The 18231-nt window shown below is 41.2% G+C and carries 16 protein-coding genes; all 16 read right to left on the bottom strand.

Features of this window, described 5'->3' with window-relative positions:
• Positions 1–661 precede the first annotated feature (661 nt).
• The 16 genes from tyrS to thrB all read right to left on the bottom strand — a co-directional run bounded on the left by tyrS (position 662) and on the right by thrB (position 18226).
• The gene (tyrS, locus tag CBG10_RS00680) at positions 662–1912 is read right to left on the bottom strand and encodes a tyrosine--tRNA ligase (RefSeq protein ID WP_094511339.1); all 1251 of its coding nucleotides are present in this window, start codon (positions 1910–1912) and stop codon (positions 662–664) included.
• Between the two features lie 353 nt (positions 1913–2265).
• Positions 2266–3315 (bottom strand): MFS transporter, encoded by a 1050-nt coding sequence (locus tag CBG10_RS00675; RefSeq protein ID WP_094511338.1) that lies wholly within the window; start codon positions 3313–3315, stop codon positions 2266–2268.
• Between the two features lie 167 nt (positions 3316–3482).
• On the bottom strand, positions 3483–4169 hold the full coding sequence (locus CBG10_RS00670; protein ID WP_003665449.1) for a 2,3-diphosphoglycerate-dependent phosphoglycerate mutase: 687 nt from the start codon (positions 4167–4169) through the stop codon (positions 3483–3485).
• A 95-nt stretch (positions 4170–4264) separates the two neighbouring features.
• On the bottom strand, positions 4265–5524 hold the full coding sequence (gene purD, locus CBG10_RS00665) for a phosphoribosylamine--glycine ligase (protein ID WP_094511337.1): 1260 nt from the start codon (positions 5522–5524) through the stop codon (positions 4265–4267).
• Positions 5525–5539: 15 nt separating this feature from the next.
• Entirely contained in the window at positions 5540–7078 is a 1539-nt protein-coding gene (gene purH / locus CBG10_RS00660) for a bifunctional phosphoribosylaminoimidazolecarboxamide formyltransferase/IMP cyclohydrolase (protein ID WP_094511335.1), read from the bottom strand.
• A gap of 3 nt (positions 7079–7081) precedes the next feature.
• Positions 7082–7654, bottom strand: a complete 573-nt coding sequence (gene purN / locus CBG10_RS00655; protein ID WP_019251520.1) for a phosphoribosylglycinamide formyltransferase — start codon at positions 7652–7654, stop codon at positions 7082–7084.
• A 9-nt stretch (positions 7655–7663) separates the two neighbouring features.
• Positions 7664–8701: a phosphoribosylformylglycinamidine cyclo-ligase gene (purM, locus tag CBG10_RS00650; protein WP_094511334.1), complete on the bottom strand. Its 1038-nt coding sequence runs from the start codon at positions 8699–8701 to the stop codon at positions 7664–7666.
• Between the two features lie 4 nt (positions 8702–8705).
• The gene (gene purF, locus CBG10_RS00645) at positions 8706–10160 is read right to left on the bottom strand and encodes an amidophosphoribosyltransferase (protein ID WP_094511333.1); all 1455 of its coding nucleotides are present in this window, start codon (positions 10158–10160) and stop codon (positions 8706–8708) included.
• Positions 10136–12364 (bottom strand): phosphoribosylformylglycinamidine synthase subunit PurL, encoded by a 2229-nt coding sequence (gene purL, locus CBG10_RS00640; RefSeq protein WP_094511331.1) that lies wholly within the window; start codon positions 12362–12364, stop codon positions 10136–10138. The genes purF and purL overlap by 25 nt, the downstream gene beginning before the upstream one ends.
• A 3-nt stretch (positions 12365–12367) precedes the next feature.
• Positions 12368–13048, bottom strand: a complete 681-nt coding sequence (gene purQ / locus CBG10_RS00635; RefSeq protein WP_065867255.1) for a phosphoribosylformylglycinamidine synthase subunit PurQ — start codon at positions 13046–13048, stop codon at positions 12368–12370.
• Positions 13049–13297 (bottom strand): phosphoribosylformylglycinamidine synthase subunit PurS, encoded by a 249-nt coding sequence (gene purS, locus CBG10_RS00630; RefSeq protein WP_065867256.1) that lies wholly within the window; start codon positions 13295–13297, stop codon positions 13049–13051.
• Positions 13298–14017 carry a phosphoribosylaminoimidazolesuccinocarboxamide synthase gene (gene purC, locus CBG10_RS00625; protein ID WP_094511329.1) on the bottom strand — a complete coding sequence of 240 codons (720 nt, stop codon included), beginning with the start codon at positions 14015–14017 and terminating at the stop codon, positions 13298–13300. It lies immediately after the preceding gene.
• A 226-nt stretch (positions 14018–14243) separates the two neighbouring features.
• Positions 14244–15539: an adenylosuccinate lyase gene (gene purB / locus CBG10_RS00620; RefSeq protein ID WP_094511327.1), complete on the bottom strand. Its 1296-nt coding sequence runs from the start codon at positions 15537–15539 to the stop codon at positions 14244–14246.
• A 71-nt stretch (positions 15540–15610) separates the two neighbouring features.
• Positions 15611–16765 (bottom strand): 5-(carboxyamino)imidazole ribonucleotide synthase, encoded by a 1155-nt coding sequence (gene purK, locus CBG10_RS00615; protein WP_094511325.1) that lies wholly within the window; start codon positions 16763–16765, stop codon positions 15611–15613.
• Positions 16728–17213, bottom strand: a complete 486-nt coding sequence (purE, locus tag CBG10_RS00610; RefSeq protein ID WP_094502693.1) for a 5-(carboxyamino)imidazole ribonucleotide mutase — start codon at positions 17211–17213, stop codon at positions 16728–16730. The genes purK and purE overlap by 38 nt, the downstream gene beginning before the upstream one ends.
• Before the next feature lie 152 nt (positions 17214–17365).
• Positions 17366–18226 (bottom strand): homoserine kinase, encoded by an 861-nt coding sequence (thrB, locus tag CBG10_RS00605; RefSeq protein WP_019253968.1) that lies wholly within the window; start codon positions 18224–18226, stop codon positions 17366–17368.
• Positions 18227–18231 lie beyond the last annotated feature (5 nt).

The raw sequence follows: 18231 nt of genomic DNA, 5'->3' as shown, positions 1-18231 counted from the left end.
CTCACTGGTGATCCAACGTCAATCAGGTGCAAGCACCATCGATCAGTTGGGCCAGTGCGTACGACTTGCATGTATTAGGCACACCGCCGGCGTTCATCCTGAGCCAGGATCAAACTCTCATATAAAACATATAAGAACTTGAATAGCTCTCAATTATCTTTGTTATTAAGCGAATTGACTTCGCAAATGTTTTGCTTCAAATCACATCGTGATTGAAGACCCTACACATTTGATCCGTCGAAACTTTGTTCAGTTTTCAAAGGTCTACCTGTTGGCTAATCAAGCAGCCAATCAACATACTTATTATAATATATATCAGATTAGCCTGTCAAGAAGAAATTTTAATTAATTTTGAATTTCTTTTGATCGATAACTCAATCAGTAACTTTATTAATATATCATGTTGTCAATCAGATGTCAACAATTATTTTTAACTTTTTTGTCAAACCATCTCAACAGCACTTAACTGTTTCGACAACGATAACTACTATACATGGATTTCATTCTTTCGTCAACACCTTTTTTCAACTTTTTGAATTTATTTTTTAAAACTGAACTTTTTTATTTTTTGAATAAGTAAAATTTGTTTTTTGCATCTAAAAATAAAAAATACGCCCTTAAATTATCTTTTAAGAACGTATTTACTAACAATTGGTCTAGTTTATTTTACGCGAGCTAAGTAATAGTGCTTCTTACCCTTTCGGACAATTACAAACTTACCATCAAAATGCGCTTGGGGATCAATCTCCGCATCAACATCATCAACTTTTTCCCCATTAATTCTGATAGCCCCACTCGATACATCTTGCCGAGCTTGGCGACGTGAAGGTTCAATACCATTATCGGTTAACCAAACAACAATATTTTCTTTCTTATTTTCTACATCTACTGAAGGCATATTCTTGAAGCCTTGTTCAATTTCTGCAGCAGAAAGGTCAGCAACATCCCCAGAGAACAATGCTTTACTAATCCGTTCTGCTTCTTCAACTGCTTCTTGGCCATGAACAAATTTAGTTACTTCTTGGGCTAAGCGACGTTGAGCTTCTCGCTTCCATGGTTCTTTATCAACTTTTTCTGCCAAGTCATCAATTTCTTCCTTTGATAAGAAAGTGAAGTACTTCAAGTATTTAATAACGTCACGGTCATCTTGGTTAATCCAGAATTGATAAAATTCGTATGGAGAAGTCTTTTCTGGGTCAAGCCAAATTGCACCACCCGCGGTCTTACCAAATTTAGTCCCATCAGCTTTGAGCATTAATGGAATGGTAAGTCCGTAAACCTTAGTATCTGGTCCTTCAACCTTATGAATCAAATCAATTCCGGCGGTGATGTTTCCCCACTGATCGGAGCCACCAATTTGTAATTGAACATCATTGTGGCGGTAAAGATGAAGAAAATCGACTGATTGAAGAATTTGGTAAGTGAATTCAGTAAATGAAATACCAGCATCTAACCGACTAGCCACTACTTCCTTATTTAACATTGTGTTGATATTAAACAGTTTACCGTAGTCACGAAGAAAGTCTAGCAAGCTGATCTTTGATAACCATTCATAGTTATTTACAATCGTGAAGTTTTCAGTACCAAACAATTTCTTCATTTGAGCAGTTAATGCTTCTTCGTTGTGGTGAACTTGATCCATTGTTTGAAGCTGCCGTTCTGACTTTCGACCGGATGGATCACCAATTGCACCCGTTCCTCCCCCAATAATAATTACTGGGTGATGGCCTGCTAATTGGAATCGTTTCAAAATCATAAATGGAATTAAGTGTCCAATATGAAGACTATCCCCAGTTGGGTCAGTTCCACAGTAAAGAGCAATTTTATCTTCTGATGTTAATTTGCGTAGGCCTTCTTCGTCTGTAACTTGGTTAATAGCCCCACGCCATTCTAGTTCATTAAGAATATCCATGTTTACCTCCATAAATTTCTCGGATACAAAAAATCCCCAACTTCAAATAATGAAGTCAGGGACGATTTACCGCGTTACCACCTTGATTTGCAGCTAAATAGCTACCACTCTAGTCGATAACGAGACGATCCGTTCAAATACTGAAAGACTCCGTAAGTGTAATTCGTATAACGGCATTGGCAAAGTTTACAGTTACCACTTGCTTCCTAAATGTCCAACCGCTTACTACTAAGATTACTTCTTCATCTTTGGTTATTGCCGTCATTGTACATGGAATTAACGATTACTGTCAAGAAGTATTTAAGATTCAAAAAAGCTGAAGAGATTTCGTTACCTTTCAGCCTCGTTTTTCACTATTCATCTTTTTTTGCTTCGTGCTTCTTCTCATCATCACGCTTAACAGTTGGTGATGGTTGTTTTTGGGGTTGTTTTTCTACATATACTTCATGAACATAAGCTTCACCGGTTAATTCGGCTACTGGCTTAAAAGTATCTTTAAAGAGAACATCCATTTCCATTCCAGCTCGAGCCTTGTTGTAGTACAAAGCAAGAATTGCATATACCACTGGAAGGTAGCAGGAAATACCAACAATCACTAAGACGATTCCGATATAGGTAAGAACATAGGTTGCCGTATAAACGCCGTAAAATGCCAATCCACCAAAAATTAAGGTCCAGATAAACATTGGAAGGAATTCTAAGACAAACAGAATTGCAAAGTAGTTCCACTTTCGACCAGTCATGAACCGCCGACTAGCAGTTAAAGCATAACGCATTGATTGACCAAGGAATTGTGGCTGTTTTTCACGATAAAGGAAATATGATTGAGAATATTCAATACTCTTCCACAATACAACAATATCGTTAAGGATGCGAATTGCCCATCCCGTATAAACAGCGGCTACTCCGGATAGATGTGGCAAGAGTAATGCGTTAACGATGTTGAGGGGTAAACTCCATAAGAAAGTAAACAATCCAATGTAAAGAATAATCCGCCATACTTGGTTTTTTCGCAAGTGCTTATAGTGCATCCAGATTGAGCCAGCACTAACTGGTTGTTCTGGATGAGCCATCTTATCCTGGTATGTATATTGGGTAGCAACCGCAAAGAAAGTATAGAAGAAGGCTAACGCAGCAATAATTGCGACAATCCCTACAATTTCTAATAATGAGAACAAGATTGCTACTGGGGAAGCCATTCCGTACATTACCATCATCATCGTCATACTCAATGAGGCAGCAATGTTTGAATTAAGAAGTGCTAAGATCGCTGCTAAAGCAATAAAAATAATTGATACTCCTGCAACTGGCCACATTGCCTTTAAATAGTTAGGCTTTACCAGTTCCTTCAATGAAGCGAAGAATTCCTTCATTGGGAGTGTTCGTTGTTTTTCCATTTTCATTTAAATTCTCTCCACCTTATTAGATTCTGATGTTAATCATACCACAACTCACTATAAGCTCAATTTATTCGCCAATATCTTCAACATTTCTTCAAAAAAAGCTACAAAAAAGAGGCGTTAGGAATCTAACTTTCCCGCCTCTTCAAATTTAATATTGTAAGTTTATTTTAGTACTTTTCCTTGCTTAATACGTTAAGCTTGTCATCGAAGTCGTAAACAACTGGTTGACCAGTAGCCATTTCAAGGTTCATGATGTCTTCATCAGAAATGTTTTCGATGTACTTGCTCAATGCACGAAGAGAGTTACCGTGGGCAGCGATGATAACGTTCTTGTTGTCCAAAAGCTTTGGCGCAATTTCATCTTGCCATAATGGAATAACACGTTCCAAAGTAACCTTCAAGTTTTCACCACCAGGAATAGCACGTGGGTCTAAGTTAGCGTAACGACGATCCTTTGCAGCAGAACCTTCATCGTCAGCACTTAGCAATGGAGGTAATACATCGTATGAACGACGCCAAATGTGAACTTGTTCGTCACCGTACTTTTCAGCGGCCTTTTGCTTGTTGTGGCCTTGAAGTGCACCATAGTGACGTTCGTTTAAACGCCAAGTCTTGTATTCAGGAATCCATAATTGGTCACATTCTTCAAGAGCATAGTGCAAAGTCTTGATAGCACGCTTCAAAACAGAAGTGTATGCGTAGTCAAATTCAATGCCGTGTTCCTTAAGGGCTTTACCAGCATTCTTTGCTTGTTCAACACCCTTTTCACTTAAATCAACGTCAACCCAACCAGTAAATTGGTTAGATAAGTTCCATTCACTTTGACCGTGACGAATTAATACTAATTTAGCCATGTTCAATTGACCTCTTTCTTCTTAAAATCGCTATAAACAGCATTACTATATTATTTTAATCCATTCCCCTGTAAATGCCAATAGTGATGAAGAAATTATTGTAGTCCAGCTTTTGCACCAATGTCATGACGATAAAAACATTCAGGTTCATCAAGCTGGCTCAAATAGTCATAAACGTGATCACGGGCTTTTTGAAGAGAATCATCTTTCCCGATCACCATTAGTAAACGTCCGCCTGCACCTTTCAAATCATTAATCGTCCCAGCAACATTTGCATAATCAATAGTGACATTAGGATCAAGGGGAAATGTTCCCAACTTTTGGCCATGGATTGGCTTAGTTGGATATCCTTTCGATGCCAAAACAACGCCAAAACAAGCATCTTTATTTTCTTCAACTTCTGGTAATGGTCGATCATTAATTGCTGCATCTACAAGTTCAAATAAGTCCGTTTTCATGCGGGGCAAAATCACCTGTGTCTCTGGGTCACCTAAACGAACATTATACTCAATTACTTTTGCACCATCATCAGTCAAAATAAGGCCAATGTATAAAATTCCATGGTAGTGATACTCGCCAGCCACCAAACCATCAATTGTTGGCTTAAGCACTTCATCGACCATCCGTTGTCGAACAGCTGATGAAAGTTGTGGCAAGGGACTATAAGCACCCATCCCCCCAGTATTAGGACCTTTATCGCCATCAAATGCTCGTTTGTGGTCTTGAGCCATGGGCAAAATTCGGTAATGCCCATTACTAATCAAAGCAAACATCGAATATTCGGGACCCGATAAGCATTCTTCAATCACAAGGCGCGCCTGCCCATTGACAAACATTTCTTTGATTGTCTTAATTGCTTCTGCACGATCCTTTGCAATAACAACCCCTTTTCCTCCAGCTAAACCATTTTCTTTAATTACTACTGGAAAGCCAAATTGGCCAACGTTATTAATCGCTGCTGTTTGATCCCGATATGTCGCATGGCGGGCAGTGGGAACGTGATAATTATTCATAAAATTAAGGGCATAGTCTTTCGAGCCTTCTAATTGGGCAGCCCGCGCATCAGGACCAAAAACCTTCAATCCAGCCGCCTTAAATTCATCGACAATCCCATCAACCAAGCAATCCTCAGGGCCCACGAATGTCCACGCGACATTATGTTCTTTAGCAAATTGAATCAGCTTAGCAAAGTCAGTTTCCGCAATTGCAACGGGAATCACTCCTACAGTCGACATCCCCACGTTGCCTGGCGCGCAATAAACTTGCTTAACACGGGGACTTTCTTGTAATTTCTTCGCCACGGCAAATTCACGACCGCCTTCACCTACAACTAATACGTTGACCTGCTTTTCCATGATACCCTCCTAGCTTTAATGGTGGAAATGACGAATACCTGTTGTGACCATTGCAATTCCGTATTTATTTGCCATCTCAATTGATTCTTGATCGCGAATTGATCCCCCTGGCTGAACAATCGCCTTAATGCCATTTTGACCTGCATATTCAACACAATCGCCAAATGGGAAGAAGGCATCCGATGCCATCACTGTCCGGTCATCAATCGCCTCGCCAGCATGTTTTACGGCAATTTTTAATGAATCAATTCGGTTAGGTTGACCTTCTCCTACCCCTAACGTTCGCTCATCATTTGCTAAGACAATTGCATTTGATTTGGCATGCTTAACTGCTTTCCAAGCAAACATTAATGTCTTAAGCTGTTCCTCTGTTGGCTGCTTTTCAGTAACACATTGCCAGTCATGGTAATCTTCCTTAAGCGTGTCTTGTTCCTGCAACAACATTCCACCCATCACTGAAACAACTTCATGTTTAGTTGGTTCATCCTTCTTACTGAAGTCCAGACGCAGCAAACGAATATTTTTCTTCTTTGCCAGTAATTCAAATGCATCATCGTCAAAGCCGGGTGCAATGACAATTTCTAAAAAGATTTTGTGCATTTTCTCGGCAGTCGCTAAATCAACTTGGCGATTAAGAGCAATCACTCCCCCAAAGATGGAAACAGGGTCAGCTTCATAGGCACGATCCCAGGCTTGAACCAAACTATCCCCGCGACCAATACCACATGGGTTCATATGTTTCATCGCTACCACTGTTGGTTCATCAAATTCGCGAATGCACCGTAATGCTTCATCAGCATCCTTAATATTATTGTAGGAAAGTTTCTTACCATGTAATTGTTCAGCCTGTAAAACTGAAAAAGCCTTAGGAAGCGCGTCTTCATATAACCAAGCCTTTTGGTGACTATTTTCGCCATAACGCATTGTTTCTTTTAAATCCCAGCTTAAGGTTAATTTTTCTGGGTCTTCAAGTCCTGTCTGTTTTGTAAGGTATTGAGAGATGAGGGAATCATAGGCTGCTGTATGACGAAAGGCTTTCGCTGCTAAACGTGCTCGGGTTGCTAATGATGTTTCACCATCTTCTTTGATCTGGGCTAAGACTTCATCGTAATCAGCTTGATCCACCACGATTGTTACATCATGATAGTTTTTAGCAGCTGAGCGGACCATGCTAGGACCACCAATATCAATATTTTCAATTGCAGCGGCTATTTCCACTCCCGGCTTTTCGATCGTCTCTTTAAATGGATAAAGATTAACACAGACTAAATCGATTGGCGTAATATTAAGCTTTTCGAGGGTCGCCATGTGTTCTGGTAAGTCCCGGCGAGCCAATAGTCCCCCATGGACGTATGGGTTAAGAGTCTTTACGCGGCCATCAAGAATTTCTGGAAAATGAGTAACATCCTCAATCCCAATTGTTTCAATTCCCGCTTCATCTAAAACCCGCTTCGTCCCACCAGTCGAGATAATTTCAAAACCATTTTCAACTAATCCTTTAACGAATGGAACCAAGCTTTGCTTATCAGAAACGCTTACTAATGCTCTTTTCATAATTTAATGTTGCTCCTTTTCTAATGCCTGCTTTAGTGCTTCAGGATATAACCGGTGCTCAGTTTCATGAACCCGTGCTTCTAAGGTTTCAATAGTATCCGTTGGTAAAATCGGGACGTGTTCCTGGACGATAATTGGGCCGGAATCGAGTCCCGCATCAATATAATGTACGGTGACGCCTGTCTGTGCCTGTTGATCAGCAAATGCCCGTTCAATTGAATGCAGTCCGGGATATTCTGGTAACCATGCTGGATGAAGGTTAATAATTCGGTGAGCATAATGATCCAAAATAGTGGGTCCGATTACTCGTAAATAACCAGCAAGGGCAATAAAGTCAATTTGATACTTTTTCAACACTCCCAATAATTTTTCCTCGTATTCCTGTTTTCCTCCACAAGATTTGACCGTAAAGCTTTCTGCCGGAATCCCCAGTCGGGCAGCTCTTTTCATTACCGGAGCATCTGGATGATTACAGAATAATAATGCTAATTCACCAGGAAGATCATTATTTTTGAAGTGCTGTGCTAAGACTTCAAAATTCGTTCCGTTTCCTGATGCTAAAATTGCGACTCTCATTTACAATCCTCACTTGATAACAATCTTTTTTGCATCTGGTAAGCAATGACGAAGATAACCAATTTGATAACTTGTCATGTTTTTATTTGATAGCATCTCTTGAACTTGCGCTACTTGATCTGGTGCCACTGCTAAGACCATTCCTATTCCCATGTTAAATGCTTCGAAACAATCCTCCTTAGTAAGGCCTCCTAGCACACGCAAATAGTCAAAGACCGGAAGCTGTGGCCACTGCCTAGGATCAATTACCGCTTGCAAGTTATTCCTAAACATCCGGGGAACGTTTTCAATCAATCCTCCACCAGTAATGTGACTAATCCCATGAACCAATTTGCGATGGACTAATGGTAAGACCGCTTGAACATAAATCCTAGTAGGAGTCAGGATCGTTTCTCCTACTGTCTTCCCCCTCAATGCTTCTGGGCGATCAGTTAATTTGACGTGATTATCCTTAAATAAGATCTGCCGGACAAGGGAAAAGCCATTGGAATGCAAGCCGCTTGATGGGAGGCCAATTAAAACATCATCTTTTTGTGGTCCAACAGCGGTAAGAAGTTCTTCTTTTTCTGCTACCCCGGTTACTGTCCCTGCCAGGTCATACTCAGTGGCTGCATACATATCTGGCATTTCTGCTGTTTCTCCACCAATTAAAGCCGCCCCAGCTTCTCGGCAACCAGTCGCTACTCCACTAACAATCGCTGCCATCTTAGCCGGATCATTATGGCCGGTTGCAATATAGTCGAGAAATGTTATTGGTTCCGCTCCCTGCGCAAGGACATCATTAACACACATTGCGACAACATCGATCCCGATTGTATCGTGCTTATTCATTTGTTGGGCAATTAAGAGTTTCGTTCCCACACCATCAGTGCCAGAGACAAGGACCGGATGCCGTACCTGTAATTTTTCTAAGTCAAACATCCCTCCAAAGCTGCCAATTCCCCCAATCACACCTAGGCGATCAGTTGATTTGACGGCATCTTTAATACGGTAAACAAGTTCGTACCCGGCATTTACATCCACCCCTGCATCTTGATAACGACTCATCCTCTTACCCCTTTCTTGCTAATCGCTCTTGTTCGCTTAACGACTTTAGGTACCCTTCTTCATAATCATAAAGCGGCGTTGGGTACTTCCCATCAAAATAAGCCACGGTAAGTCCATCATTAGGAGCATCTCCTGCATCTGGTACGTTAATTGCTTGGATTAAACTATCAATACTCAAAAAATTAAGAGAATCTGCACCAATTAACCGCCGCATTTCTTCAATGGAATAATGAGCGGCCATCAGTTCTGAACGCGTTGATACGTCAATCCCATAGAAACATGGAAACTTAAATGGTGGCGAGGAGATCAGCATATGAACTTCTTTAGCCCCAGCTCTTTTTAGCATTTGAACAATCTGCTTAGAAGTTGTTCCGCGTACAATCGAATCGTCGACTACTACCACTCTTTTTCCTTTTACAACTCCGCGAACAGCTGATAATTTCATCTGAACGCCTAACTCCCGTAACTCTTGAGTTGGTTGAATAAACGTCCGTGCAACGTATTGGCTCTTTATTAATCCCATTTCATATGGAAGGCCACTTTCTTCAGCATACCCACTAGCAGCAGATAACGATGAATTAGGGACTCCAATTACCATATCAGCATCAACCGGATGTTCCTTTGCTAATAACTTTCCCATTCGTTTACGCGCATTATGTACCGTTACCCCATGAATAATAGAATCGGGACGGGCGAAATAGATATACTCCATTGAGCAAATTGCCAACTGGGTTTGGGTAGTGTAATGGTCAATATGTAACCCATCTTTATCAATAACTATTAATTCTCCCGGCAAAACATCACGCACAAATTGAGCATTAATAATGTCTAAAGCACACGTCTCACTAGTAACAACATAAGCGCCATTTTCTAACCTTCCAATACATAAAGGACGAATCCCATTAGGATCTAAAGCCGCAATTAGCCGATCTTTTTGCAGTAATAGATAGGCAAATCCACCATGGACAAGGTTGAGGCTTTTCTTCAAAGCAGGAATAAAACCTTCATTAATATATTTCCGGATAAGGTGAATTAAAATTTCCGTATCAGAATCTGACTGGAAAACCGCCCCTTCATTTTCCAATTCACGACGAAGGGTAACAGCATTAGTTAAATTACCATTGTGGGCGAGGGCAACAGCACCATCATGAAAGTGAAAGAGGAAGGGTTGAACATTGGCAATCGAGTTATGCCCACTTGTCCCATAGCGTACATGGCCAATCGCAGCGTTTCCTTTTAATCGTTTAAGCTCAGCCGGATCAGCAAACACTTTCGCCAACAATCCTCGGTCACGGTGTTGATAAAGTTCCGTCCCATCAGTTGAGACAATTCCTGCACCTTCTTGGCCGCGATGTTGAAGAGCATGCAGGCCGTAATAGGTTAATTGACTAGCGTTAGCCGCATCAAAAATTCCAAAGACCCCACATTCTTCATTTAATCCTTTGATTTCAGTTGGCACGGAATTGCCTCCTCCCATGTTTTTTGTAATTTCGCAACACTTTCATTGAGTTCACCATTTGCCAGTTTAACCATTAACCAGTGGCTATTTGTAACTTCTCCGATTAGGTGCGCATCTTTTCCTAATGCCTGTTCGAATTCGGTTGCCTTTTCAGGAGCAACTGTCACGATAAATCTTCCAGGAGTCTCACTAAAAAGGTGAGCTACGGGCTGATCAGCAAGGTCGATTTTTAATCCTAAATCAGTTTTGAAGACTGTTTCTGCTAAAGCTACTCCGAGGCCACCTTCACTCAAATCATGCGCACTGGAAACAAGGCCGTTCTCCATTGTCATCAGTAACTGCCGCATATATTGATGAACATGGTGAAGGTCAAATGCCTTAACAATTCCGCTAATATCACCGGTCATCATTTTTTGCAACTCAGACCCCGCATAATCATCACGAGTTTGGCCCACTAGATAAACCTTATCTCCCGGGTGTTGGACAAACGAAGGAATTACGCGATCAATATTTTTAATTAGACCAACCATTCCAACCATCGGCGTCGGATGAATTGCTTGCCCATTGTTTTCGTTATATAAAGAAACATTCCCAGAAATAACGGGGGTATTAAATTCACGGCAAGCATCAGCCATCCCTTGGACAGATTGATGAAGTTCCCAGAAAATTTCTGGATCAGTTGGGTCACCATAATTTAAGCAGTTAGTAATTGCTAACGGTTCGGCTCCACTGGCAATTATGTTGGCAGCCGCTTCAACTAAGGCAATTTGTCCACCAACTTCTGGACTAAGGTAAACAAACCGACCGTTCCCATCAGTTGTCATCGCTAACCCTTTATGTGTTCCACGAATCCGCAGAACTCCAGCATCACTCCCTGGACCAGCCACTGTGTTTGTCCGTACTTGGGAATCATATTGCTGATAAAGACTACTTTTATCCGCAATCGTTGACTGAGCAAGCAAGGCAGTTAAAACTTCAGCAACGTTATCAATATCCGGAATCCACGCTGGTTGCTGTTCGGCTAATTCAATTCGCACAGGCTTTTTTTCTAGGCTTTCTTCTTCTAGTACGTCATCCGTTAAACTAGACACTGGGATGTGACATACTTCTTCCCCATCATGAAAGAGAACATAATCATGACCCGCAGTAATCCGGCCAATTGTGACCACTTCAAGATCGTAAAAATCAAAAATCTTTTTGACATCTTCTTCATAGCCTTTTTTTACGCAAAGGAGCATCCGTTCTTGGGATTCACTAAGCATAATTTCATAAGCCGACATCCCGGGTTCACGTTGCGGAACAAGATCCAAATTTAGCTCCATTCCACTTTCACCTTCGGAAGCCATTTCCGCACTTGAAGAAACAATTCCCGCTGCCCCCATATCTTGAATTCCTACTAACCAGTCAGGATGATTTCTAATAAGATCAAGGCAGGCTTCTAATAAGAGTTTTTCCATAAAAGGATTACCAACTTGAACTGCCGAACGTTGCGTCATATTTTCATCATTAAAGTCTGCTGAAGCAAAGGTGGCACCATGAATTCCATCACGGCCGGTTTTAGCGCCGACATACATCACTGCATTTCCAATTCCGGCAGCGCGCCCCTGCTGGATATCTTTCTGGTCCATTAAGCCGACACTCATTGCATTACACAGAATATTGCCCTGGTAGCATGGATCAAATGTTGTTTCACCCGCAATTGTAGGGATTCCCATACAATTACCGTAATCACCAATTCCCCGAACAGTATTAGTTACTTTCATCCGCGTTGTCGAATTATCTAATTCACCGAAATGGAGGGAATCAAGGGAAGTGATTGGTCGTGCCCCCATGCTGAAAATGTCCCGCAGAATCCCACCGACACCGGTTGCCGCTCCTTGATAAGGTTCAACAGTTGTCGGATGATTGTGACTTTCAGCTTTGAATACCACTGCTTGTCCATCATCAATATCAACAACCCCTGCTCCTTCTCCGGGACCTTGCAATACTCGCTCATTTTTATTAGGGAAGAGCCGCAGAACTGGCTTTGACTTTTTATATGAACAGTGCTCACTCCACATCGCGGAAAATAAGCCGGTTTCAGTATAATTTGGTAATCGTCCCAAGAGCCGAGTGCGAATGTAATCATATTCTGCTTCAGTCAAGCTCCAATCTAAGTATGGTTTCTTTTCTTTAATCTCTTCTGGGGTCATTGCTTGCTTCATTAACTATGCCTCCACTTTAATTCTGCCGTTTTCTAACAAGGACTCAAATAACCGTAAGCCATCCGTACTACCAAGAATAGTTTCTACTGCTCGTTCAGGATGGGGCATCATGCCTAAGACATTTCCCTGCTTATTAGTAATTCCAGCAATGTTGTGTAAACTGCCATTGGGATTTTCAGTCGCGTAACGAAAGACAACTTGATTATTTGCTTCAAGTTCATCTAGTGTTTTTTCATCCGCATAATAACTACCATCGGCATGCGCAATTGGTAATGCGATTCGTTCGTGATCCTGGTAATGACTAGTAAAAAGAGTTTGCGAGTTCACTACTTCTAAAGGAACAGTTTTACAAACAAAGCGTTGGTTATCATTGCGTTTGAGTCCACCTGGCAAAAGACCTGCTTCTGTCAAAATTTGAAATCCGTTACACGTTCCAAAAACTGGTTTCCCCTCATTGGCCATTTTGATTATTGCAGGCATGATATTGGTGAACCGAGCAATTGCACCAGCTCGTAGATAATCACCATAAGAAAATCCACCTGGTAACATCACAGCATCAAAACCGGCTAAACTTTTTTGCTGGTGAGAAACATATTCCACGTCTGCATGGCAAACGGAATGAAGGGCTTCATATAAATCCACATCGCAATTGGATCCCGGAAAAACAACCACCGCAATTTTCATCTAGGCTTCCTCCATAACTTGGTATGTATAAGTTTCCATGTTGAAGTTAACAAGGAGCTGATCAGCAATTTCTTTTACTGCCATCGCTACCTCATCCTCATTTGTATCCAAGGTAACGTCAAAGAATTTTCCGACTTTAACAGTTTTTACTTCATCATGACCTAGAGAATGGATTGCTTCCTTAATGGTTTCTCCCTGCGGATCAAAGACCGATTGCTTATATGTTACGAAAATCCGAACATTAACCATTTATGCTTCCTCCTTAATCACTGCTTCTAACCGTTCCAATACCTCATCATATGTTCGGGTTAAATCAGCAAGTTTGCGCCGATATACGTCTTTATCCATATGTTGCTTAGTTGTCAGATCCCATAACCGACAGTTATCTGGCGAAAATTCATCTGCAAGAATGATCTTGCCATCACTTAAACGGCCAAATTCGAGTTTGAAGTCAACCAGCCGTAAATTAGCTTGGGCAAATAATGGTTTAAGTAAGTTATTGACCTTCCGACAGATCCCCCACATTTGTGCAAGCTCCTCTTTGCTGGCAATCTTAAGAGCAATCGTTGAGGACTCATTGATAAATGGGTCATTAAGTTCATCACTTTTATAGAACGTTTCCTCAACTGGTGAAGGAAGCTCTTCCCCTTCTGAAAGTCCATACCGACTCGCAAAATGCCCAGCAATTACATTTCGCGTTACAAATTCAAGCGGAAACATCTCACATTTTTTTACCAGGTCTTCGTTAGTTGATAGTTTCTTAATAAAGTGGGTCTCAATTCCCTGCTTCATTAAGTAAGCAAAAACGAGTGAAGAAATAGCATTAGCAGCCCCACCCTTACCGGTAAAGTGATCCTTCTTTTTTCCGTTGAAGGCGGTAGCTTGATCCAGATAAACTACCCGTAAAACTGCTGGATCCTCCGTTTGCCACATCTGCTTTGCCTTGCCGGTATACAATAACTTCTCCATTTATGGAACTTCCTTTCAGCAAAAAACACGAACAATAATCACAATAAACGAAATTTAATTCGATATTTTATGACAACAATATACTCTCCCCTTCTCCCTTTTGTCAACACAAATTGCGATATTTATTCTATTATTTCGCCCGATAGTTCGTATTTTGATAAACGAAGCATAATAAAAAAGGCTAGACAAACTTCTTTGTTCGTCTAGCCCCTTAAACTAGCTTAAATTAGTCTAAGCCTAATCGCTTATAAATATCATCAACATGGCGGAGGTGCCAGTGGTAATCAAAGGCATCGTCAAGATCTTCTTTAGTTAATTGCTTTTGAATTGTTGGGTCATCCTCCAATAGTGGGCGGAATGGAATCTGTTCTGCCCAGCACTTAGCGGTATATGGTTGAATCAAATCATAAGCTGCTTCCCGCGTCATCCCACTGTTAACCAACTTCAAAAGAACCCGACCACTGTAAATCAAGCCTAATGTCTTATCCATATTCTTCTTCATTGTCTCAGGGAATACATCAAGATTCTTTAAGATTCGTCCAAACCGCCGCAACATGTAATCAAGTAATGAAGTGGCATCTGGTAAAATCATTCGTTCTGCACTGGAATGAGAAATATCCCGTTCATGCCAAAGTGAAACATCTTCATAAGCTGGGACCATAAAGCCACGAAGCATCCGCGCACAACCTGTAATGTTTTCTGAGCCAATTGGATTACGTTTATGTGGCATAGCAGAAGATCCTTTTTGTCCCTTGGCAAAGTGTTCTTCAACTTCATGGATTTCCGTTCGTTGCAGCGAGCGAATTTCGGTTGCCATTTCTTCCATACTTGTTCCAATAAGCGCAATAGTAGCAATATATTCAGCATGCAAATCTCGCGGAAGAACTTGTGTGGAGATTTCTTGAGGACGTAAGCCAAGTTTTTTGCAGACATATTCCTCAACAAATGGGTCAATTTCAGCAAAAGTTCCTACTGCACCAGAAATTTTACCCGCTTCGACACCCTTAGCAGCATGTTCAAAACGTTCTTTATTACGCTTCATTTCTGAATACCACCGAGCAGCTTTCAAGCCAAAAGTTGTTGGTTCAGCATGGATACCATGTGTTCGTCCCATACAAACTGTGTACTTATATTTTTCAGCTAATTCTTTAAGGACATCCATAAAGTTATCAATATCTTGACGAAGAATATCGTTCGCCTTTTTTAATCGTAAGCCTTGTGCAGTATCAACTACATCTGTACTCGTCATTCCGTAGTGAACCCACTTTCGTTCAGGCCCCAATGATTTAGAAACATCACGGGTAAAAGCAATCACATCATGATGGGTCACTGCTTCAATCTCTGCAATTCCTTCCACAGAAAACTTGGCATTCTTTTTAATCTTTTCCACATCTTCTGCTGGAATATGGTCAAGCTTACTCCACGCTTCATCAGCAGCAATCTCAACATCTAACCAACATTGGTATTGTGTTTCTAAGCTCCAAATCTTTTTCATCTCTGGACTGGTATAACGATCAATCATCAGTTAAAAATCCTCTCTATTTTTTCTAAATGTATTATCGCACAGGAAAAGCGGTTACGTAAAGCCGAACTTTATGCACCCCAAATTCCTGTATTGTCAATTTCTGCCAAAGTAGCTTCAGTATCATCAGTCAAGATTGTAACATGGCCCATTTTCCGGTTATGACGAACTTCTGCCTTCCCGTAATCATGAAAATGCCAATTTGCCTTTTTCTGAATCTGTTGTCGGACTCCATTAACATGCTGACCTAAAACATTTACCATTACCACCGGCTTTAATAACTCTACTTGTGGGAGCGGCCAGTTACAAATTGCTCGGTTATGGATGGCGAACTGGGAGAAGTTACAAGCTTCAATTGAATAATGGCCGGAATTGTGCGGGCGGGGAGCAAGCTCATTAATATAGATCTCTCCATTATCTGTTACAAACATTTCAACCCCTAAAATTCCTCGTAAATTAATCGTTTGGGCAATCTGTACCGCTATTTTTTGCGCCCTTTGTTGTAATTCAGAAGAGATCCTTGCTGGGACAATGCTTAAATGTAAAATTTCATCATGGTGAATATTTTCTGAAACCGGAAAAACCGTTATTTCTCCATTTTCATTACGTCCGACCATCACTGAACATTCGCGGCTAAAAGGCACCCATCCCTCTAAGATACAGTCGCCAGTGGCTAAAATAGGGGCACACTTATCAAGATCGTCCTTATTACGTAACACTTCTTGCCCATGTCCGTCATATCCCCCTTCACTGGTTTTCAAAACTGCTGGGTAACCGATTTTCTTTACCGCATCTTTTAATTCAGCCAAAGTATGCACTGCCATGAAAGGTGCTGTTTTTACCCCTGCCTGACGTAAGAAATTCTTTTCCCGTAAACGATTTTTGGTCGTGTAAAGCAAGTTAGTTCCTTGGGGAAGATAAACGCGATCCTGCACATCTTCCAAAGCGCTTAAATCAACATTTTCAAATTCGTAGGTTAATACATCCGCTTTATCAGCCAACTTTTCAATCGCTTTAGTATCGGCATAAGGAGCAACGATTTGTTCATCAGCAACCTGCCCCGCTGGACAATGAGGGGTTGGATCTAAAATAATAACCTTCATCCCCGTCTGTTTGGCATCCAATGCCATCATCTGTCCCAATTGTCCACCACCAATAATGCCAATCGTTGAACCTTGTGGAATAAATTTATTCAAGATACTGCCCACTTTCTTTTGCTTGATCATGCATCGCCTGTCGATATTCGATGATTTGTTGTTGGATATGCTTATCTGTGATCCCCAGAATTTGCAATGCTAATAACGCAGCGTTTTTAGCTCCTGCTTTTCCAATCGCAGTAGTTGCCACCGGAATTCCCGCTGGCATTTGAACAATTGATAAAAGCGAGTCCATTCCACCGAGAGCTTTCGTCTGTCCTGGGATCCCAATTACTGGCAGGGGGGTATTGGCTGCAATCATGCCCGGAAGATGGGCTGCTCCCCCGGCACACGCAATAATTACTTTAACCCCATTATCAACCGCATTTTGCGCAAACGCGAACATTTCATTTGGCATTCGATGAGCAGAAATCACATCCTTTTCATATGAAACACCAAATTCATCTAAAATATCACAAGTTTCTTTAACAGTTGGCCAATCTGATTTACTGCCCATCACAACACTAATATCACTCATAACAATGCCTCCTCAAATCTGCTTTAAGGATAGCAAAGATTTTTTATAATTCAATGTAAAAATCGAACTTAATCAAGTTAAAGCATAAAATAGTTCGTTAAAATTCACAAAAAAGAAAAAGGGCCGAATTCATTTCCAGCCTCTTTCCTAAATTATATTAGTTTAACTCCTTCAACATCTGGGTGTAAACGGACTACTTTTCCCTTTAGCCCCGCAGCATGTACTGCCTGTTCAAATAATCCGTAATCGTCATTATCGATAACTGTCATTACTGTTGGTCCGGCGCCGCTTAAATATGTTGCTAGTGCTCCATGTTTTTTTCCTAATTCACGAATTTGATCTAATTCTGGAACTAGTTCTTTGCGATATGGTTCATGAAAGCGATCTGCCTCCATTAATTTAAACGCTACATCATAGTTTTTAGCAAACAAACTAGCAACAAAGGTATTAGCAACCGCGCTCGCATGAACAGCTTGGGAATATTCTAGTTGATATGGCAAGGCAGCTCGCGCATCAGCTGTTTTTAGATTATAAGGCGGGATATATGCAGCAAAAGCATAGGGGAATAAGGGCGCTTCAATCGCAGAAAAATGCCCATTAATATGTGTCCCCACTACTAATCCCCCTAGAATAGTCGGTGCGACATTATCAGGATGGCCTTCAATCTGGCTGGCAATCTCAACTTTTTCTTCCTTGCTAAGGTTCAGGTTCTTAAGCTGATTTGCTAATTCGATTCCAGCAACAATTGCGCTTGAACTACTTCCTAATCCATGTGCTATCGGAATTTCACTGACTACCCGCAGGTGCTGTGGCAGCAAATCCGGTGCAACACTTAATGCCGTTGTTACAATCATATTCGTCTCATCATGAGGGAGCTTCCCAAGCTGGTGATCAACTTGCCAGTTATCGCTTGGACCAAGGACTTCTAATTTTAAATACAAAGAGACTGCAATCCCAATCGAGTCAAATCCCGGACCAAGATTAGCACTGGAAGCAGGTGCTTGAATAATCATTATAC

Origin of the sequence: Limosilactobacillus reuteri (genome assembly GCF_002254085.1) — a bacterium.
Classification (GTDB): Bacteria; Bacillota; Bacilli; order Lactobacillales; family Lactobacillaceae; genus Limosilactobacillus; species Limosilactobacillus reuteri_K.
The sequence above is the reverse complement of the archived record's forward strand: the minus strand, read 5'-3'. Positions and strand labels throughout refer to the sequence as shown.